The 21,683-nt window shown below is 38.2% G+C and carries 16 protein-coding genes and 1 pseudogene; all 17 read left to right on the top strand.

Annotation, left to right across the window (positions count from 1 at the left end; translation table 11 throughout):
* The first annotated feature begins 32 nt into the window (after positions 1-32).
* The 17 genes and pseudogenes from purC to M3627_RS16140 all read left to right on the top strand — a co-directional run bounded on the left by purC (position 33) and on the right by M3627_RS16140 (position 21,635).
* Positions 33-749, top strand: coding sequence for a phosphoribosylaminoimidazolesuccinocarboxamide synthase (purC, locus tag M3627_RS16220; protein ID WP_251556579.1), 717 nt, complete (start codon positions 33-35; stop codon positions 747-749).
* Positions 746-1,000 (top strand): phosphoribosylformylglycinamidine synthase subunit PurS, encoded by a 255-nt coding sequence (gene purS / locus M3627_RS16215; RefSeq protein WP_169360550.1) that lies wholly within the window; start codon positions 746-748, stop codon positions 998-1,000. The genes purC and purS overlap by 4 nt, the downstream gene beginning before the upstream one ends.
* Positions 997-1,683 carry a phosphoribosylformylglycinamidine synthase subunit PurQ gene (gene purQ / locus M3627_RS16210; protein ID WP_169360551.1) on the top strand — a complete coding sequence of 229 codons (687 nt, stop codon included), beginning with the start codon at positions 997-999 and terminating at the stop codon, positions 1,681-1,683. The genes purS and purQ overlap by 4 nt, the downstream gene beginning before the upstream one ends.
* Entirely contained in the window at positions 1,667-3,898 is a 2,232-nt protein-coding gene (purL, locus tag M3627_RS16205; RefSeq protein WP_251556578.1) for a phosphoribosylformylglycinamidine synthase subunit PurL, read from the top strand. Before purQ ends, purL begins: the two co-directional genes overlap by 17 nt.
* Positions 3,874-5,295: an amidophosphoribosyltransferase gene (gene purF / locus M3627_RS16200; RefSeq protein WP_251556577.1), complete on the top strand. Its 1,422-nt coding sequence runs from the start codon at positions 3,874-3,876 to the stop codon at positions 5,293-5,295. The genes purL and purF overlap by 25 nt, the downstream gene beginning before the upstream one ends.
* Before the next feature lie 11 nt (positions 5,296-5,306).
* Complete coding sequence (gene purM / locus M3627_RS16195) at positions 5,307-6,362, top strand: phosphoribosylformylglycinamidine cyclo-ligase (protein ID WP_169360554.1); 1,056 nt, start codon at positions 5,307-5,309, stop codon at positions 6,360-6,362.
* Complete coding sequence (gene purN, locus M3627_RS16190; RefSeq protein WP_251556576.1) at positions 6,362-6,931, top strand: phosphoribosylglycinamide formyltransferase; 570 nt, start codon at positions 6,362-6,364, stop codon at positions 6,929-6,931. Before purM ends, purN begins: the two co-directional genes overlap by 1 nt.
* A 394-nt stretch (positions 6,932-7,325) precedes the next feature.
* Positions 7,326-8,861: a bifunctional phosphoribosylaminoimidazolecarboxamide formyltransferase/IMP cyclohydrolase gene (gene purH / locus M3627_RS16185; RefSeq protein WP_251556575.1), complete on the top strand. Its 1,536-nt coding sequence runs from the start codon at positions 7,326-7,328 to the stop codon at positions 8,859-8,861.
* A 17-nt stretch (positions 8,862-8,878) separates the two neighbouring features.
* Entirely contained in the window at positions 8,879-10,138 is a 1,260-nt protein-coding gene (gene purD, locus M3627_RS16180) for a phosphoribosylamine--glycine ligase (RefSeq protein ID WP_169360557.1), read from the top strand.
* 579 nt (positions 10,139-10,717) lie between these two features.
* Positions 10,718-12,448, top strand: coding sequence for an adenine deaminase C-terminal domain-containing protein (locus M3627_RS16175; protein ID WP_169360558.1), 1,731 nt, complete (start codon positions 10,718-10,720; stop codon positions 12,446-12,448).
* Positions 12,449-12,459: 11 nt separating this feature from the next.
* Positions 12,460-13,518: a DUF3048 domain-containing protein gene (locus M3627_RS16170; RefSeq protein WP_251556574.1), complete on the top strand. Its 1,059-nt coding sequence runs from the start codon at positions 12,460-12,462 to the stop codon at positions 13,516-13,518.
* Positions 13,519-13,543: 25 nt separating this feature from the next.
* Positions 13,544-13,864 carry a YerC/YecD family TrpR-related protein gene (locus M3627_RS16165; RefSeq protein WP_169360559.1) on the top strand — a complete coding sequence of 107 codons (321 nt, stop codon included), beginning with the start codon at positions 13,544-13,546 and terminating at the stop codon, positions 13,862-13,864.
* 549 nt (positions 13,865-14,413) lie between these two features.
* The gene (gene pcrB / locus M3627_RS16160; protein ID WP_251556590.1) at positions 14,414-15,094 is read left to right on the top strand and encodes a heptaprenylglyceryl phosphate synthase; all 681 of its coding nucleotides are present in this window, start codon (positions 14,414-14,416) and stop codon (positions 15,092-15,094) included.
* A gap of 70 nt (positions 15,095-15,164) precedes the next feature.
* Positions 15,165-17,393, top strand: coding sequence for a DNA helicase PcrA (gene pcrA, locus M3627_RS16155; protein WP_251556573.1), 2,229 nt, complete (start codon positions 15,165-15,167; stop codon positions 17,391-17,393).
* 22 nt (positions 17,394-17,415) lie between these two features.
* A pseudogene (gene ligA, locus M3627_RS16150) lies at positions 17,416-17,829 on the top strand (NAD-dependent DNA ligase LigA); the annotation flags it as partial.
* A gap of 98 nt (positions 17,830-17,927) precedes the next feature.
* The gene (gene ligA / locus M3627_RS16145; protein ID WP_251556571.1) at positions 17,928-19,922 is read left to right on the top strand and encodes an NAD-dependent DNA ligase LigA; all 1,995 of its coding nucleotides are present in this window, start codon (positions 17,928-17,930) and stop codon (positions 19,920-19,922) included.
* 612 nt (positions 19,923-20,534) lie between these two features.
* Positions 20,535-21,635 carry a dsDNA nuclease domain-containing protein gene (locus tag M3627_RS16140; protein ID WP_251556570.1) on the top strand — a complete coding sequence of 367 codons (1,101 nt, stop codon included), beginning with the start codon at positions 20,535-20,537 and terminating at the stop codon, positions 21,633-21,635.
* The last annotated feature ends 48 nt before the right edge of the window (positions 21,636-21,683 follow it).

The raw sequence follows: 21,683 nt of genomic DNA, 5'->3' as shown, positions 1-21,683 counted from the left end.
AAGACATATCTGATTATATGGGGGAAACTATCGTGATAAAAGGCAATCTATTATACGAAGGTAAAGCAAAAAGATTATATGCAACGGAGAACGAAGAGGTTCTCTACGTTACATATAAGGATAGTGCAACTGCATTTAACGGAGAGAAGAAGGCAGAAATCAATGGTAAGGGCATATTAAATAACAAAATTACTACTATTCTTTTCGAACAGCTAAAGAAGTATGGGATTGAATCTCATTTTATTGAGCAGCTTTCTGAAAATGACCAACTGGTAAAGAAAGTAGAGATTATCCCGCTTGAGGTTGTTGTAAGAAATATAGCTGCCGGAAGTCTTTCTAAGAGACTTGGTTTGGAAGAGGGGACCCTTCTAAAACATCCAATTGTTGAGTTTTATCTAAAGGATGACGAGCTTGGTGACCCACTTTTAACAAATGCACATTTAGATTTATTGGAAATTGCTTCTTCTGAAGAAATAGATACGCTTCAAACGATGGCACTTAAGGTTAACCAAGTGCTTCTCCCAATATTCTCTGATATTGGTGTTACTTTAGTAGATTTCAAATTAGAGTTTGGTAAAACAGCTGACGGTTCTATTTTGCTTGCCGATGAAATCTCTCCGGATACTTGTCGACTTTGGGACAAGGAAACAAACCAAAAACTAGATAAAGACGTGTTCAGACGCAATTTAGGAAGCTTAACAGAGGTTTATGAGATTATACTTTCCCGTCTAGGAGGACTATCAAAATGAAAAAAGTTAAAGTATATGTGACACTTCGTGAAAGTGTATTAGATCCACAAGGGAGTGCAGTAATGGGTGCACTACATTCTATGGAATACAAAGAAGTTACGGACGTGAGAATTGGTAAATATCTGGAGCTCCAAATAGAAGAAGGAACACGTGATTTAGATGCAATGATAAGAGAGATGTGTGAAAAGCTTTTAACGAATACAGTAATCGAAGATTATCGCTATGAGGTGGAGGAGGCTGTCAGCAAATGAAGTTCGCTGTCATCGTATTTCCAGGATCCAATTGTGATTTAGATATGTACCATGCGATTAAAGATGAGCTTGGCGAAGAAGTAGAATACGTTTGGCATGATGAGAAGGATTTAAGCAAATTTGATGCCATTTTACTGCCAGGTGGGTTCTCTTATGGTGACTACCTACGTTGTGGTGCCATTTCTCGCTTCTCAAATATTATGTCTGAAGTGGTGAAGGCTGCAGAAGCTGGTAAGCCAGTTCTAGGTGTTTGTAATGGATTTCAAGTGCTGACAGAGGCTGGCCTTTTACCAGGTGCCTTATTGCGCAACAAAGACTTAAAGTTTATGTGTCGCACGGTTGACTTAAGAGTAGTAAATAATGAAACCCAATTTACCTCTGCTTATAAGAAGAATGATGTGATTCAGATCCCGATTGCCCACGGAGAAGGTAATTATTATTGTGATGAACTAACATTGATGTCACTAAAGGAAAACAACCAAATTGTCTTTACCTATGCTTCTGACAATCCAAATGGAAGCATAGAAGATATTGCAGGTATTGTAAACGAAAGAGGAAATGTACTTGGGATGATGCCTCACCCAGAGCGCGCTGTAAGCGAAATGATGGGTGGAAGTGATGGATTAGCATTATTCAAATCTATTTTGAAACAGTGGAGGGAATCTCATGTCAGTCATGCTTGAACCGAATGCGGAGCAGATTAAAGAACAAAAGCTATATGCTCAAATGGGAATGTCCGATGAAGAATTTGCGATGGTGGAAAAAATCCTAGGAAGACTGCCTAATTATACAGAGACTGGTTTATTCTCTGTTATGTGGTCGGAGCACTGCTCTTATAAAAATTCTAAGCCAGTTCTACGTAAATTCCCTACAAAGGGACCTCAAGTTTTACAAGGGCCAGGAGAGGGTGCAGGTATTGTCGACATTGGTGATGGGCAGGCTGTAGTTTTTAAAATGGAATCGCATAACCATCCCTCTGCAATCGAGCCTTATCAAGGAGCTGCAACAGGAGTAGGCGGAATTATTCGAGATGTCTTTTCAATGGGAGCACGCCCAATTGCTATGTTAAATTCTTTGCGATTTGGTGAACTAAAAACACCACGTGTTAAATATTTGTTTGAAGAAGTAGTGGCAGGTATTGCTGGCTATGGTAACTGTATTGGTATTCCAACAGTTGGCGGAGAAATTCAGTTTGATGACTGTTACGAGGGTAACCCACTAGTAAATGCTATGTGTGTCGGTTTAATCAACCATGAGGATATCCAAAAAGGAATAGCAGCTGGTGAAGGTAATACAGTGATGTATGCTGGAGCAAAAACAGGACGTGATGGAATTCATGGTGCGACATTCGCCTCGGAAGAATTGACGGAAGCTTCTGAAGAAAAGCGTCCTGCAGTTCAAGTAGGGGATCCATTTATGGAAAAGCTTTTATTAGAAGCATGTCTAGAGGTTATTAAATCGGATGCAATTATCGGAATCCAAGACATGGGAGCAGCTGGTTTAACTTCTTCCTCGGCAGAAATGGCTTCAAAAGCTGGGCACGGAGTAGAGATGAACTTAGACTTTGTTCCACAGCGCGAAACTGGTATGACTGCCTATGAAATGATGCTATCTGAATCACAGGAACGCATGCTAATTGTTGTTAAAAAGGGCCGTGAAGAAGAAATCGTTGAGGTTTTTGAAAAGTATGGTCTAGATTGTGTTGCTGTTGGTAAGGTAACAAATGATAAAATGCTTCGCCTTCTTCATAATGGCGAGATTGTAGCAGAGGTTCCAGCAGATGCACTTGCGGAGGAAGCACCGGTTTATCATAAGCCTTCTAAGATTCCTGCTTATTACACAGAGTTTCAAGCTATGGAAAACAAAGAACCTGTAGTAACGGACTATAACGAAACGCTTTTAAAGCTTCTTCAACAGCCTACAATTGCTTCAAAGGAATGGGTGTACGATCAATATGACTATCAGGTTAGAACTAGTACAGTGGTTACTCCTGGTTCCGATGCAGCAGTTGTACGTGTTCGTGGGACAAATAAAGGCCTTGCTATGACGACAGATTGCAACTCTCGCTATATTTACTTAGATCCAGTAGCCGGAGGGAAAATTGCAGTGGCAGAGGCAGCACGTAATGTAGTGTGTTCAGGAGCTAAGCCATTGGCAATTACTGATTGTCTGAATTTCGGTAACCCTGAAAACCCGGAAATCTTCTGGCAGTTAGATCAGTCAGCAGAAGGGATAGCTGCTGCTTGTATCGCCTTAGACTCACCGGTAATTGGAGGAAATGTGTCCCTTTATAATGAAAGAAGTGGAACAGCCGTTTATCCAACACCAACCATTGGTCTTGTAGGATTAGTAGAGGATTTGGCTCATGTAACAACTCAATTTGTTAAGCAAACGGGAGATCTCGTTTATTTGATAGGTGACACTAAAACAGAATTCGGTGGCTCGGAGCTACAAAAATTAGTAGAAGGTCGCATTTTTGGTCAAGCACCTTCCATTGATTTAGAGGTAGAAGCAGCTCGCCAACAAGCCTTATTATCAGCTATTCAAGCTGGTTTAGTACAGTCAGCCCACGATATCGCAGAGGGTGGCTTTGCAGTAGCATTAGCTGAAAAAGCATTTGGCGCTAAAGGTCTTGGAGTAGAAGTGACGGTTCAAGGTTCAGCAGTAACGACTTTATTCAGTGAATCCCAATCTCGTTTCATCGTGACGATCAAGCCAGAGGATGCTGATCAGTTTGAAGCAATTGTAGAAGATGCTCAGAAAATTGGTCAGGTAACTGATACAAATAATCTAGTAATCTCTCAAGAAGACGGAACTACATGGATCAGCGGTTCTGTTGACGAATTCCGTTCCGCTTGGAAAGGAGCCATACCATGCTTGCTGAAATCAGAGGCTTAAATGAAGAATGTGGTGTGTTTGGTATTTGGGGTCACACCCAGCCTGCGGCCATGAGTTATTATGGACTGCATGCATTACAGCACCGAGGACAGGAGGGTGCAGGGATTGTTGTAACCGATGGCAAATCCTTACGCGCGGTAAAAGGCGAAGGCCTTGTGAATGACGTGTTTAATAATGGAAAGCTGGAGCAGCTGGAAGGGCACTCGGCTATTGCTCATGTTCGTTATGCAACAGCAGGAGGATCTGGACTTGAGAATGTACAGCCTTTACTATTCAATTCTACGACAGGCAGCTTAGCCATTGCGCACAATGGTAACATCGTCAATGCTACTCGTTTGAAGCGTAACCTAGAGCAGCAAGGAAGTATTTTTCAAACGACTTCAGATACAGAAGTGCTGGCTCACTTATTAAAAAAGAGTAAATTACCCTCCTTTGAAGAGCGTGCAAAGCAATCTCTTCGATTACTAGAAGGAGCCTTTGCCTTCATCATTCTGACCGAGGATGGCATGCTAGTCGCACAGGATCCGCAAGGCATGCGTCCTCTTTCCCTAGGGAAATTAGACCATGCTTGGGTAGTGGCTTCTGAAACAAGTGCCTTCGATTTAATCGGAGCAGAGCTAGTACGCTCTATCCATCCAGGAGAGCTTTTAATTATTAATGACGAAGGTTGTCGTTCGGAACGTTATATTGAAAAAAAGGACCGTGCGATATGTACAATGGAGTATGTCTACTTTTCTCGCCCGGACTCTGATATAGATGGCATAAATATTCATATGGCAAGAAAGCGTTTAGGAAAGCAACTAGCAAATGAAGTATTCATCGATGCAGATGTGGTAACAGGTGTCCCAGACTCCAGTATTTCTGCAGCAATAGGATTTTCAGAATCAACGGGTATTCCGTATGAGCTAGGTCTGATCAAAAACCGTTATGTTGGCCGAACGTTTATCCAGCCATCGCAGGACTTACGTGAGCGTGGAGTTAAGATGAAGCTATCACCAGTTCGTCAAGTCGTGAAAGGCAAGCGTGTGGTTATGGTTGATGACTCTATCGTTCGTGGAACTACCTCTAGAAGAATTGTAAATATGCTAAAGGAGGCAGGAGCGACAGAGGTTCACGTAGTTATTAGTTCTCCTCCTTTAAAGAATCCATGCTTTTATGGGATAGATATTAGTTCTGATTCTGAACTGATTGCAGCAAATAATTCTATTGAAGAAATGCGTGAATTGATTGGTGCAGATTCCCTTTCCTTCTTATCGGTGGAGGGAATGGTAGAAGCTATTGGCAGACCAGACGGTGAAAAAAATTGTGGTCATTGCTTAGCCTGCTTTACTGGAGAATACCCAACAGATATATTTCCAGACACAAAATTACCACATGAAAAAGAGCTTGTTCGATAGGAGGATTATAGATGTCAAAAGCATATGAAAAAGCTGGTGTAAATATTGAAGCTGGCTATGAAGCAGTTGAACGCATGAAATCACATGTCGAACGTACAGCTAGAAAAGGAATCATGGGTACTTTTGGTGGCTTTGGAGGAATGTTCGACTTATCTTCTTTAAATTATAAAGAACCAGTCTTAATCTCTGGGACTGATGGTGTAGGAACAAAGCTTAAGCTTGCCTTTATGATGGACAGTCACGACACAATTGGTATCGATTGTGTTGCTATGTGTGTAAATGACATCGCTGCACAAGGAGCAGAGCCTTTATTCTTCTTAGATTATGTAGCGGTAGGTAAGGCAGTACCAACTCGTATCGAACAAATTGTAAAGGGCGTTGCAGATGGATGTGTTCAGTCTGGTGCAGCCTTAATAGGCGGAGAAACGGCAGAAATGCCAGGGCTTTATGAAGAGAATGAGTACGATTTAGCGGGGTTTGCTGTTGGTGCTTGTGAAAAAGCAAAAATAGTAACAGGTGAGCAGATTAGCGAAGGAGATGTATTAGTTGGTATAGCCTCTAGTGGTGTTCATTCCAATGGATATTCTCTTGTACGTAAAATAGTATTTGAAGAGCAAGGGTATACAACAGATACGATAGTGGAGGGTTTTGAGGACCTTGGAGAAATTGGCAAGGCTCTCTTAACTCCTACTAAGATTTATGCAAAACCAGTAATGGAGTTACATCAGCAATTAAACATCCATGGTATGGCACATGTAACTGGCGGAGGATTCTATGAAAACCTCCCACGTATGATGCCAGAAGGGTTGGCAACTGAAATAGATCTTGGTTCTTGGGAAGTGCTACCGATATTCCAATTCCTCAAGGAAAAGGGGCAGCTGACTGATAGAGATCTTTATAATGTATTTAATATGGGAATTGGCTTTGTACTAGCTTTAACTGAGGAAGAGGCAGAAAAGGCGATTGCTATAGCTGAGACTCATGGAGAAAAAGCATACACAATCGGTCGTGTGGTAAAAGGGGAAGGCGTACTATTCAACGGAACACATGACGGGAGTTTAGTGTAATGAGTACAGGTCCAAAGTTTGCCGTCTTCGCTTCAGGAAGCGGCACTAATTTTCAAGCAATCTATGATGCGGTTAGGGCGGGTAAGCTGGTAGGTGAACCCGTCTTAGTTGTAACAAACAGACCAGATGCATATGTTGTGGATCGTGCAAAGACAGTAGGAATTGAAACGCTAATATGTAAGCCATCCGATTTTTCTACAAAGGAAGCTTATGAGCAGGAAATTTTAAACGAATTACAAGAGTTACAGGTAGAATGGCTAGTGCTTGCTGGTTACATGAGATTGGTTGGCAATGTGTTACTGGATGCATATCCGAATCGTATAGTTAATATTCATCCTTCCTTGTTACCCGCCTTCCCTGGAAAAGACGCTATCGGTCAAGCGATGGAGCATGGAGTGAAGGTTACAGGAGTTACTGTACATTTAGTAGATGCTGGCATGGACACTGGACCTATATTATCTCAATGTGCAGTAGAGGTTGTTGCTGATGACCGAGAGAAGACTGAGGAAAGAATTCATGCAGTAGAGCATGAATTATACGTAAAGGCCTTGCAACAGCTGTGGAGCTAGCCGACCTTGCTTTCTGCCAGCATAGAGCTTATGGAAAGATAACTTATTTAAAAATTAGGACCAATAGATCACAGATTTGCGCTTTCGGCGGACGCTTTCCGTGGGGTGAGCGATAAGCCATCCCCCGTCGCTTACGCGCGTGGTTGGGATGTCTTATCTGTCTCACTCTTCCCACTGGAGTCGCCGCCTACAGCTTTAATCACATGTAGTGCAGGTAGGGAAATTAGAAGGGCAAAGTTAAATTAATCCTTTATTTTATGTTATGCATGAAACTTAACATATTTAACTTTCACTAGAGGGGCTAACGAATAATTTACAATTGCTGTGGAGCTACCCCCGTACTTTTCATTTAAATATTTAATATCGATTTTTCAAAAAATTAGGAGGAATTATTGTGTCTAAACGTGCGTTAATCAGTGTATCTGATAAATCAGGAATTCTTGAGTTTGCAAAAGAGCTGGAACAGCTTGGGTATGAAATTTTATCAACTGGAGGTACCAAATCATTTTTAGAGAAAAATGGAGTTGCTATTACCTCTGTTGACCAAGTAACTAATTTTCCAGAGATTTTGGATGGTCGAGTAAAAACATTAAACCCAATGATTCACGGTGGATTACTAGCAAAGCATGATGATCCCTCTCACCAAGCTCAATTAGAAGAACATAACATAACCCCAATCCAAGTGGTTTGCGTAAACCTTTATCCTTTCCGTGAAACTATTTCAAAACCTGATGTAGCATTTGAAGATGCTATTGAAAACATCGATATTGGTGGACCGTCTATGCTACGCTCAGCAGCTAAAAATCATCAGTATGTAACAGTAGTTACTGATACAACTGATTACGAAGAAGTGTTAAGTCAGCTAAAAGAAACTGGAGAAACTACTATTGAAACACGTCGTAGACTTGCAGCTAAAGTATTCCGTCACACAGCAGCTTATGATGCGTTAATCGCAGATTATATGACAAATCTTACGGGAGAAGAATTCCCTGAGCTATTAACTCTTACATATGAGCGTAAGCAAGCTTTGCGTTATGGAGAAAATCCTCATCAACAGGCTGCATTCTACAAACGCCCACTTGGTTCTGATTTCTCGATCGCATCTGCTAAGCAATTACACGGTAAGGAGCTTTCTTATAACAATATCCAAGATGCAAATGCTGCTATCCAAATTGTTAAGGAATTTGAATTACCAGCTGCAGTTGCTGTGAAGCATATGAATCCATGTGGAGTAGGTACAGGAAACACAATTTCCGAGTCATTCCAAAAAGCTTATGAAGCAGATTCTACATCTATTTTTGGAGGTATTGTGGCTTTAAACCGTGAAGTGGATGCTACTACTGCTAAAACATTAGCAGGCATTTTCTTAGAGATTATTATTGCTCCGTCCTTCTCCGAGGAAGCCATTGCAATGCTAACTGCTAAGAAGAACATTCGTCTTTTAACTATTTCCTATGAGCAAACGAAAAAAGACAAATGGAATACGGTCTCAGTAGAGGGTGGATTATTAATACAATCTCCAGATACTTACGGGTTAAAGGATGCAGATGTTCGAGTAGTTACAGAACGTCAGCCTACAGAGGAAGAATGGAAATCGATGACATTGGGATGGAATGTAGTAAAGCATGTTAAATCTAACGCCATCGTGGTAGCGAATGAAGAAATGACAGTAGGTGTAGGAGCAGGCCAGATGAACCGTGTAGGATCTGCTAAAATCGCTCTTGAACAAGCAGGTGATCTTGCAAAAGGAGCTAGTCTTGCATCAGATGCTTTCTTCCCTATGAATGATACAGTAGAGGCAGCTGCCAAAGCTGGTGTTACAGCAATTATTCAAACTGGTGGATCTGTGAAAGACCAAGATTCAATTGATAAAGCTAACGAGTATGGAATTGCGATGGTATTTACTGGCGTGCGCCATTTTAAACATTAAGGAGGCTTCCCACATTCATGAATATTCTTGTTATTGGTAGTGGAGGGAGAGAACATGCTATTGCTAAGCAGTTCCATCTATCTCCGTCTGTTCAGAAAGTGTTTGTAGCACCTGGGAACGCAGGGATGGAAAAGGACGTTCAAATTGTTCCGATTGATACGTTAGCTTTTGACGAGTTAGCCAATTTCGCAAAAGAAAACAAGATTGATTTAACGTTTGTCGGACCAGAACAGCCTCTTGCAGAAGGGATTGTAGATTTCTTCGAAGGTCAAGGCTTACGTATATTTGGCCCAACGAAGGCTGCCGCACAAATTGAAGGAAGTAAAACTTTTGCAAAAGAATTAATGGACAAATACAAAATCCCAACAGCTGCTTATGAAACATTTACAGAGGTAGACAAAGCAAAAGAATATATTGAACGTCTTGGAGCTCCAATTGTTGTGAAGGCGGATGGTCTTGCTGCTGGGAAAGGCGTAGTAGTTGCGATGTCGGTTGAAGAGGCGACAGCCGCAGTAGAGGACATGATTGGTAACCAATTGTTTGGAGAATCTTCCTCTCGTGTTGTTATAGAAGAGTTTTTAGATGGAGAAGAATTTTCATATATGTCCTTTGTCCATAACGGGGCTATTTATCCAATGGTAATAGCACAGGATCATAAACGTGCTTTCGATGGGGATGAAGGCCCGAACACCGGAGGGATGGGTGCATATTCCCCTGTGCCACAAATCTCTAAGGACGTAATAGAGACTGCTTACCAAACGATTGTGGAACCAACCGTTCAAGCAATGACTGCAGAAGGTTATCCTTTCACAGGTATTTTATATGCTGGTCTTATCCTGACAAAGGAAGGTCCAAAAGTTATCGAATTTAATGCTCGTTTTGGAGATCCTGAAACTCAAGTAGTTCTTCCTAGAATGAAGAGTGATTTTGGTGAATTTATGGAAGCGTTGATGGAAGGAACGTCTTATCATGTAGAATGGTCCGACGAGGCAATGTTAGGTGTAGTAATTGCTGCTGAGGGATATCCAATGAATCCGGCAAAGGGTGCAGTGATTCCTAATTTAGATTATTTGACTGAAGAGGGACTACACATATTCCATGCAGGTACGAAGTTGCAGGATGGTGAGCTAGTAGCAAACGGTGGTCGTGTCTTATTAGTAGCGGGAAAAGAAGCAACCTTAAAGGCTGCACAGCAAAGTGTCTATGAAAAGCTATCTAAAACAGAGTGGAATGGTTTATTCTATAGAACCGATATTGGTTGGCGAACATTTAAATAATTTGGAAAGAATGTCCGGTATAAGCTTGGACATTCTTTTTTTAGAAATGTGCGAGAACAGATTGTACTTCTCACGGAAGGTAATGTTTCATTAAGTGATAATACCTAATAATAGCAAAATGGAACATTTAACCACTTGTTTTAGTTTAGAGAAGCTAATGGACTTTGAAAGTGATACTAAGTCGGATCTTTATTTCCTATATACGTATGATTGAAGCGACAGGCGGGCCTTAAGTAGAGCTTGCTTATCGCTCACACCACAAAAAATTATTCGCTAGATAAGTGGGAATCTGCCATCACGTGTTAGTTCTAAACAATGACCTTTTTAAAATTTATCATAATTTCCTTTAAGGAGACTATTATATAAGAGAAGGCTATGCAATAGATATTCTAAACTATCATATGCAAACTTTACTTGTCTTTAAAATAGAGATTATTCGGTCGATAAATATAGTAGCAGATAAATTTACCTATTTGTTTATCAGAATTTACAAAAAATATAATTCAACACTTTGATTTACTAAAGTACTGTGCTAGTATTATTTTTATGAATAGAATATACGGGAAGGAGAAGGGTTACATGCATTATCCAATATGGAAAATCGAACATATAAGGCATCAAATAGAAGTGGTCAACGGTACAAAAGCACCCGACATTCTTATTAAGAATGCTACTTACTTACATAGCCATTTGAAAAAGTGGATAAGTGGAAACATTTGGATTGTCAAAGACCGCATCGTTTATTCTGGGTCTGAAACACCTCTAATTACGGATGAAACTGAAGTATACGATGCTGCGGGGCAAAAGATTGTACCTGGTTATATTGAACCCCATGTACATCCATTCCAGCTTTATAATCCACAAACATTTGCAGATTACGCTTCACAGCTTGGAACCACAACATTTATATCAGATAATTTAATCCTTTTCCTGATGCTTGAAAATAAGAAAGCGTTTTCAATAATGGATGAGTTAAAAAAATTACCCTTTTCTTTTTATTGGTGGGCTCGTTTTGATTCCCAAACAGAATTAGAAAATGAAGAGCAGCTTTTTAACTCCAAAACAGTAGGAGAATGGATCAATCGACCGGATGTCATTATGGGTGGTGAGCTGACGGGATGGCCTAGATTACTATCCGGAGATGACCAGATGCTGTATTGGCTTCAGCAGGCTAAAACCAAAGGAATGAAAATCGAAGGACATTTTCCTGGTGCATCCGAGAAAACACTTGCTAGAATGAGATTATTAGGGGCAGACGGTGACCATGAGTCTATGACAATCGAGGAAGTAGAAAGACGGATACTGCATGGTTATGCAGTTACCTTACGTCATTCTTCCATTCGTCCAGATTTACCAAACCTACTAAAGGATATTTTAGAGAAGGATCTACGTATCTTTGATCATTTAATGATGACTACAGATGGTTCGACACCATCTTTTCATACTGACGGTGTAATGGACAAATGTATTCAGGTAGCATTAGATGCAGGTGTAGATCCGATTGATGCGTACTTGATGGCATCATTTAACGTTGCAAAGTACTATAATCTTTCAAATTTACATGGTGTTATTGCAACAGGTAGACTTGCAACATTGAATTTCCTAGAGGACGAGCGAAATCCTGTCCCAATCGCCGTTTTATCAAAAGGAGTATGGTTAAGAAAAGACGGAGAAAAAGTTCGTGGATTAGAAGAGGTAGATTGGTCTAATATGCCGCCGCTTCAGCTAGACTTCGATTTAACCGATAGCGATTTTCAATTCTCGATGCCATTTGGTATTGAAATGGTGAATGACGTCATTACTAAGCCTTATTCTATTAGTGTTGATACAACGGACAATGAATTGTCTCAAAGTCACGACCAAAGCTTCCTGCTACTTATAGATAGAAATGGTAAGTGGAAAGTATCTACTTTAATCAAAGGCTTCGCAACGTCCTTAATGGGATTTGCTTCTTCCTATTCGAATACTGGGGATATATTATTGATTGGGAAGAGTAAAAAAAGTATGATGCAGGCCTTTGATGAAATGAAGAAAATGAACGGCGGGATCGTCATTGTAGAAGATGACCAGGTTGTCTGTTCAATCAGTCTTCCAATAGGTGGAGGGCTTTCTGATAAGCCAATGGAAGAGCTTATAGAAGAAGAGATAGTGTTAAAGAGAGAACTAGCTAATAGAGGATTTAAGCATGGGGATGCTATATACACACTGCTGTTTTTACAATCTACTCATTTGCCGTATGTCCGTGTAACTCAAAAAGGGATATTCGATGTGATGAAGAAGAAGGTTTTATTTCCAGCAGTAATGAGGTAGGAGGCTTTAGCGTGTTAAAAAAATGGGGAATGATTGCTGTTGTTTGTGTTTTACTTTCAGGGTGTTCAAAGGAAGCAGTAATAGAGGAAGTAGTTGCTGAAGATATTAAAGAAGAGGTAGAGGAGAGTGTGGCTGAAATAATTGAAGAGGAACCGACAGTCTTGCCGTTCAATGCTCCATTTACTGGGGTTGGATCAGAAGAAGAGCTAAAGCAAAGACCAGTTATGGTAACTATCAATAATCATCCACAAGCACGACCGCAATCTGGGATATCTCAAGCAGATCTAGTTTATGAAGTCATTGCAGAGGGAAATGTTACTCGATTTTTGGCGGTTTTTCAAAGTGAGATTCCAGATAATATTGGACCAGTTAGAAGTGCTAGAGATTACTTTGTAGAGCTATCCAAGGGGTTAGATGCCTTTTATGTGGCGCATGGCTATAGTCCAGATGCACAGAAAATGTTAAACGCTAGAGTAGTAGATAATATAAACGGTATGCAGTATGATGGAATCTACTTTAAGCGTTCAAAAGAAAGAAAAGCACCACATAATTCTTATATTTCAGGTGAGAATATTTTAGCTGGAGCAGAACGAGTAGGGGCTTCAATGGAATTGAACAAAATACCGACCTTCTCTTTCTTAGAATCTATAGATGGTGCGAAGATTGGAAATCCAGCTTCCAATATAACTATTCGCTACGGGAATGGTACTAGCTTTGAGAACGAATATAATTATGTTTCAGACGAAGGGATTTACGAAAGAAAGTCTGCTGGAGTGCTTACAACCGATAAGGAAAACGAGACTCCTGTAAAACTTTCAAATCTTATTTTTATGGAAATCCCACATAAAACCATTGATAATTCTGGGCGTCAGCAGTTAACATTAGCTAATGGAGGAAAAGCATATCTTTTCCAAGCCGGTATTATGAAGGAAATAGAGTGGAAAAATATAGAGGGCATATTGGTCCCTATGGATAATGGTGTACCAGCAAAGCTAGTTCAAGGGAAAACATGGATTAGTATTGTTCCGACAAATCCTGGGATAGAAAATATGGTTAAGTATATACCGTAAACGACTAAAGAAAGGAATGAATACATTGCAGATTGAAAAAATTAAAGGTAAACAAACAGACCAACTATTCAATGCTATTCTGCAGTTAAAGGATATAGATGAGTGCTATCGATTTTTTGACGACTTATGCACGATTAGCGAAATTCAATCACTTGCTCAGCGATTTGAAGTAGCCCATTTGCTTCGTTTAAAGAAAACTTATGAATCTATTAAAAAAGAAACTGGTGCAAGCACTGCTACTATTTCACGTGTTAGACGAGCATTTGATTATGGCAATGATGCGTATGACGAAATGCTAGATAGATTATATCCAGACGAGAAACCAGTGTTAAATAGAAAAGAGTAATAGAGAAGAGCTCTCTCCGAAACTTATTCGGGAGAGTTTTTTTGTTTGTTAAGAGAAGTACCAGGGGAGGGTTGATTTATGATGCAAATAAATCTTTATATCAGAAAGTAGAATTGATTTCCGCACCAGCCGGACGCTTTCCGTGGGGTGAGCGATAAGCCATCACCCATCGCTTACGCGCGTGGTTGTGATGTCTTATCTGTCTCACTCATCCCACTGGAGTCGCCGTCTGGCGCTCCAATCAATAAATGGGAGCGGCTTTAATGCATCGATAAAGTGCTTATAAATTTACTCGCATTAACAAAAGACGAAAACGGTCACCAAACCCGATTCATAATCTATTTATTTTCTTAATAGTCAGTTGAATGACACTTTTTTAGTTTATACAGTCACTATAAAAAAAGAAATGTTAATCAAAATCAACCAATAACTTTAACAAAACTAATTTTTATTACAAATTTGGATTCCTCATGGCTTATGAGCGTTGTCAGCAGGTATTTTTGGTATAATGGAGAAATGTTATCAAACAACAATTGTGTAGGTGAAAAAATGGATTATAAAGAGTGGAGACATATATTTAAGCTAGACCCTGCGAAGGAGATTTCTTCCGAGGCATTAGAGAGGGTATGCGAATCTGGAACAGATGCTATTATTATTGGCGGTTCTGATGGCGTGACCTTAGACAACGTAATAGATTTATTAATGAGAATTCGTAGATACGCAGTTCCGGTAGCGTTGGAAGTTTCTACGATAGATAGTATAACCCCTGGTTTTGATTTTTATTTTATTCCTAGTGTTTTGAACAGCACCGATACGAGATGGGTGAAGGACCTGCATCATAAGGCGACAAAGGAATTTGGTGAGGTTATGAATTGGGAGGAAATAATCCCAGAAGGCTATTGTATTTTAAACCCTGACTGTAAGGCAGCTATACTGACACAAGCGGAGCCAGTTGAAACAATCGATGATATAATTGCCTATGCTCAAATGGTAGAGCATATGTTCAAATTCCCTGTCTTCTATATGGAATACAGCGGAAAATATGGTGACGTTCAAACTGTAGCCAAGGTAAGATCTGGTTTAAAACAAACCCAGCTCTTTTATGGTGGGGGCATTAAAACAGAAGCACAAGCCCGCGAAATGGCTGCCTATGCACATACCATTATTGTAGGAAACCAAATCTACGATAATTTGAATGAAGCGTTGAAAACTGTTAATGCAGTAAAATGAATTGAGGAAATAGATAGCCGAGGTTATAATAGAAAGAACAAATGTTCTTGTAGAGGAAGTGTAGTAAAGTATGGAACTTATAGCTAAAACCCTATTAAACGGGATGAATAAAGAGCAAGAGGAAGCAGTGAAATCAACTGACGGTCCACTACTGATTATGGCTGGAGCTGGATCTGGTAAAACAAGAGTGCTAACACATCGCATAGCCTATTTAATCGTGGAAAAGGAAGTTTATCCTTCTAAAATATTGGCCATTACCTTTACTAACAAAGCTGCCCGCGAAATGCGAGAGCGTATCAATAGTATTTTAGGAGAAGGCACTGGAGAAAGAATGTGGGTTTCTACGTTTCACTCGATGTGTGTACGTATTTTAAGAAGAGATATCGATCGAATTGGTTATTCTAAAAGTTTCTCTATATTAGATACTTCTGACCAGCTGACAGTTATTAAAGGTATTTTGAAGGATTTGAATATTGATACGAAACAATATGATCCTCGCTCGATGCTGAATGCTATTAGTAGTGCAAAAAATATATGTATTGATGCAGACACATATAAGGCTCAAATGAATGATTCCAATCCTTTTGAGAAAACAGTAGCAAAGGTATACGAAGGGTATCAAAAACGTCTGAGAAAAAACCAGTCGTTAGACTTCGATGATTTAATCATGACTACCTTAACATTGTTTAAGCGAGTGCCAGATGTATTGGAATACTATCAAAATAAGTTTCAGTATATCCATGTAGATGAATACCAGGATACGAACAAGGCTCAATACGAGCTAGTTCAAATGCTTGCAAACAAGTTCAAAAACATCTGTGTTGTAGGTGATTCTGATCAATCCATATATCGCTGGCGCGGCGCGGATATACAAAACATCCTTTCCTTTGAAAAGGACTATCCAAACGCGAAAGTGATTATGCTGGAGCAAAACTATCGGTCATCTCAAAGAATCTTAAAAGCAGCAAATGACGTCATTTGTAATAACCAAAGTCGTTATCCAAAAGTGTTGCGAACTGAAAACCTTGAAGGTGAAAAGATTGAGTTGTTCCGTGCAAATGAAGAACAGCAGGAAGCTCAATATGTTGTTCAAAAGATTCAAGAGCTAATAGAAACAGAAAACAGAACGCTAAACGACTTTGCTATCTTATATCGAACGAATGCCCAGTCACGTGTAATGGAGGAAGTGCTCGTTAAATCGAACATGGCCTATACGATTGTTGGAGGTACCAAGTTCTATGATCGGAAAGAGATTAAAGACTTACTTGCCTATCTACGACTGATTGCCAATAATGATGATGATTTATCACTTGCTCGAATTATAAATGAGCCTAAGCGCAACATAGGAGCAACCTCATTTGACCGAATAGCAAGATATGCTATAGAACAGGATCGTTCCATTTTAGACGCTTTAAACGAGGTAGACTTCATGGGATTACCTGCTAGAGCAGTGAATTCTGTAGTAGGCTTCCATGGACTCATTCAAAACCTAACTCAAATGCAGGAGTTCCTCTCAGTAACTGAGATTGTGGAACAGGTATTAGAGAAAACTGGATATAAAACGATGCTAAAAAATGAAAAGACAATTGAAGCAGAAAGCCGTCTAGAGAATATCGAGGAGTTTTTATCTGTAACGAAAGCCTTCGAAGAAAAAAGTGACGATAAATCCCTTGTTGCATTTTTAACAGACTTGGCGCTCATTTCAGATATTGATAAGCTCGATGAAGATGAGGACAAGTCACAGGGCAATATTATCCTAATGACAATGCATGCTGCTAAGGGGCTGGAGTTTCCTGTAGTATTTATCATTGGAATGGAAGAAAATATTTTTCCACATGCTCGATCCATTGGAAACGACGAGGAGATGGAGGAAGAACGCCGTTTAGCATATGTAGGTATTACTCGTGCTGAGGAACGATTATTTATCACATGTGCACAAGCACGAACTATATTTGGACGCAGTAGCTTTAACAGTCCCTCTCGTTTCATCGCGGAGATTTCAGATGAAATTATTGAGGTTGTAGGGTGGTCCAGAGATATCCGCAAAAACAAAAATAGAGATACAAAAGTAATTGCACCAGTTCCTCGCGCTGCAGTTTCTAGACCAGCTTACCAATCGACCGGTGGAGAGCGTTTAGGCTGGCAGGTTGGTGACAAGGCAGCCCATAAAAAATGGGGCGAGGGTATGGTTGTCAGCGTTCGTGGCGATGGTGAGAATACAGAGCTTGATATTGCTTTCCCAAGTCCGACTGGGATCAAGCGATTACTTGCTAAATATGCACCGATTGAAAAAGTATAATTTTCTTAGCGGAGGAAAATCGATGGATAAATTAGAAAGAGTAAAAGAGCTTCATAAAATATTGCATGACTATAGCTACTCATACTATGTATTAGATAAACCGACAGTACCCGATGCTATCTATGATCAATATTTGCATGAACTGATTGCACTAGAGGAAGAAAATCCGGACTTGATTTTCCCGGATTCTCCTACTCAGCGTGTAGGATTAACTATAAGTGAAGGATTCAAAAAGGTTACCCATGCCAATCCAATGCTAAGTTTATCCAATGCATTTAATGAAGAAGATATTAGAGATTTTGACAAACGTATTCGTAACATTATTGATGAGACACCGGTCTACGTATGTGAACTAAAAATAGACGGACTTGCTGTTTCACTTTTATACGAGAATGGACAACTCGTTCGTGGAGCAACTCGTGGTGATGGAACATTATCAGTAAAATGTGTTTTGTATAATATATTACAAACTTTAATAAATAAATGGAGGATGTTTCACCCTAAAAATATTAGACAGGGTGGAGGTGTATTAGCATGAGTGTGAGAGAAAGAATTGAAGAGTTACGTAAAATAATTAAATACCATAATGATTTGTATTACGAGAAAGCACAGCCTGAGATATCTGATTATGAATATGACCAACTTGCTAATGAATTAGAAATTCTAGAAAATGAACATCCAGAGTATTTTAATCCTGAATCCCCTACTCAAAAAGTTGGAGGAGATGTTAAGCGTGAACTAAGAAAAGTATTACATGATGTCCCAGTAATAAGTCTTCAAGATGCATTTACAAAAGAGGAAATATACAATTTTGTGGAGAAGGTTAAGTCTCAAATTGTTAATCCTAAATTTGTAGTAGAAATGAAAATCGATGGTTTAACAGTAATGCTTAGATATCACAATGGAAAATTAACTGAAGGTATAACGAGAGGTAATGGTGAAATTGGGGAGTCTGTTTATGAAAACGTATTAGAAATCCAGAACATACCTAAAACTATTCCAACAGCATTACCATACTTGGAGGTGCGTGGAGAAGTCTACATGTCCAATAGGTCTTTTGAAATGATATTGGAGAGAGAGAAAACTAAAGGTGGTAAAAAGTATAAAACACCAAGAAATTTAGCTTCAGGTTCATTAAGGCAGTTAGATTCTCGAATAGTTAGAGAACGTAATCTTGATATCTTTGTATTTAATCTTGAAATTTCAGAAGGTAAAGTATTTACTTATCATACTGAAACTTTTGAGTGGTTGAAAACTCAAGGATTTCCTATAATACCTAATTATAAAGTATGCTCTACAGCAGATGAAGTGTGGGAAGCTATATCTTCAATTGGTGAAGAAAGAAGCATTTTACCTTTTGGTATTGATGGTGCAGTTATTAAAGTTGATAACTTAAACGACAGAAGAATATTAGGAAGTACAAGTAAAGTACCAAGATGGGCAATTGCATATAAGTATCCACCAGAACAAAAAGAAACGGTTATTAACGATATTAAGATTCAGGTAGGTCGTACAGGAAGATTAACTCCTTTAGCAATATTGCAGACAGTCAAGTTAGCTGGAACAGACGTTTCAAAAGCAACTCTGCATAATCAAGATTTTATAAATTTGAAAGATATTCAAATTGGAGATACAGTAGTTATTCAAAAAGCTGGGGATATAATTCCAGAAGTAATAAAAAGTATTCCTGAGAAAAGACCAGCCAATGCTGTGAAATATACAATTCCAACTACTTGTCCTATTTGTAATTCACCTACTGTAAGAGATGAAAATGGGGCTGATACACGCTGTATCAATAAAGATTGCCCTGCACAACATTTGAACGGTATAGTGTATTTTGCTTCTAAAGGTGCAATGGATATAGAGGGACTTGGACCAAGTTCTGTTGAATCACTTGTATCAGAAGGCTATATCAAAGATATTGCAGATATATATTACCTTAAAAACCATCGTGATGAACTTATAGAAAAACGTGTAGTTGGAAGAGAAAAATCAACGGATAAACTTTTAAGAGCTATTGAAAAGTCAAAAGATAATGATTTAGACCAATTAATTACAGGGTTAGGGATAAAAAATGTTGGAAAACAAACTGCAAGAGTATTAGCAATGAATTTTTCTGATATTGATGAAATTGGAAATACAACTTTTGAACAGTTGTTATCATTACCTGATTTCGGAGCAACTATTGCTAACAGTGTTTTGAATTACTTTAATGATATTAAGAATCAAGAGTTAATCTTAAAATTAAAAAATGCGAACGTTAATCTTAATTCCAAAGTAGCCAAAGATAATAGTGGTGATGATAGATTTTCTGGTCAGACATTTGTGATAACGGGAACTTTACCTACTTTGAAAAGAGATGAAGCAGCTAAGTTAATTCAAAGTTATGGCGGAAAAGTCTCTGGCAGTGTATCGAAAAAGACTTCTTATGTTTTAGCAGGAGAAGAAGCTGGTAGTAAACTTACCAAAGCACAAGAATTAGGTATTAAAATTCTTACTGAAGAAGAATTATTAGATATGATTAGATAAAAATCATTAAAGTATAACTAAGATAAGGTGATACAAAATTATTAAGATTTTTCTCTAAAAATAAAGTTATTTAATTCTGCTATAAAAAATTAGGGCAATGCTACTTGGAAAATGTAGTATTGCCCTTTTACTTTCTAAAATTAAATTAATATTAAAACATGCATCTAGCATGTATTACATTTACAAACACCAACTTTGCACTGTCGAGACACAATGTTATAAGACATTTTAAGAACCATACAAACTTTTTTCATTAAAGAGAAAATGTTGGAAAAGTGAATAGATAGTTTAATATGACATTGCAAATAATCTATTAAAAAAGGGGTTTTTGAATGTTTGTCGAATTAGGTAAACAATCGAGAAAGAGGAAAGTTAGTATTTTACTAAAAGTTTTATATTTTTATTTTTCATAATTCTAAAGTTTAATCGTGGTTTTTGAAGTAATAAATATGTCCCCCTTGTTAAGAAATACAACTTTGGATTAGCAAATTCTTGATAAATCAATGAAATGGATATGGATACAAAATTGATACTTTATCAAATTCATTTTTTATAGACTATTATAAGAGAACTCAAACTTGAAAATAATGACTAGTAAGGGTGTGTGAAGGTGTGAAGAAAATTTTAGAAAGTGAATTAAGAGAGCAAGCTGGTTCAGAAAGTTACAACAGGTTTGAATATCAAGCACATTGGATCGTATATCATATGATAAATGAATACAAGTTAAATAAGGAATATCTGATATTTTGTGAATTTCATGATGATATGGCTAAAACTGATACTACTAATAATTGTGCAGAATTTTTTCAAATAAAAACATCGAGCAAGTTTAAAGAGTGGACGATTGCAAGGTTGTTTAACAGAACCAAGAGAAGAACAGGAGACTATAAACATTCTTTTTTAGGATTTATATTTTATAATTTTTTAAAATTCAATTCAGAGTGTAGTAAATGCCATTTTGTATCTAATATTGGAATGGATGATACAGTGGCTACTTGGCAGGCCATTATTGAAGACAACAAGCTTTTGAAAGTAGAAAGTGAAGACACCTATAATACAATTAAAGATGCAATGTTGTTAGAGTATCCAGAGTTAAATTCGATTTTGTTTGAAGAGACTTTTGAGAAATTTGTTCAAAGTACATTCTTATATCATGGTAATTTATCACTAGAAAATTATGAAAAAGTAGTTGCAGGAGAGTTTTTTCAAATGCTAGATAATAAAGATATTTATACTTCCAATAGTAATAGAATTCTTCGAGATATTATTGAAGAGGTGAGGAAAAAAAGTAAACATAAAATCAAAGTTCCTATAAGTTATAAGCGATTATCTGACGAAAAAGGTATTTCATCACAAGTTTTTTTTAGATTAAAAGAAATTATGAAAGAAACTAACACATTAGAGAAAGTATACGAAGAAATAGAAAGTTCATTGAAGGAATATATACCGATTCAACAAAGGAGATTAATAATTAGAGCTCTTAAGGAACACCAACGTAAATTACTTGATATTAATGATGTACTATATCAAGATACAACAACAAAGCTTTTTAAAATTATTGATGAAGTTTTAATTGTTTACTATGAAAGGATAGAAGAATTACCGTACTTGATTAAACAAGTACATATGTTATTTGAAGCTGTCGATTCTAGACACGATAATTTTAACAAAGTATTAGTGGAGGCAATTTTTTATGAAAGAATCTTGGGATAAAAAAATTTTTGAATACAAGCGGTTGATTAGAAAAATAAGACTACAAAA

The sequence above is a fragment of the Psychrobacillus sp. MER TA 171 genome (assembly GCF_023713305.1).
Taxonomy (GTDB): Bacteria; Bacillota; Bacilli; order Bacillales_A; family Planococcaceae; genus Psychrobacillus.
Note: the sequence above shows the minus strand (reverse complement) of the source record. Positions and strands in the feature narration are given on the sequence as shown.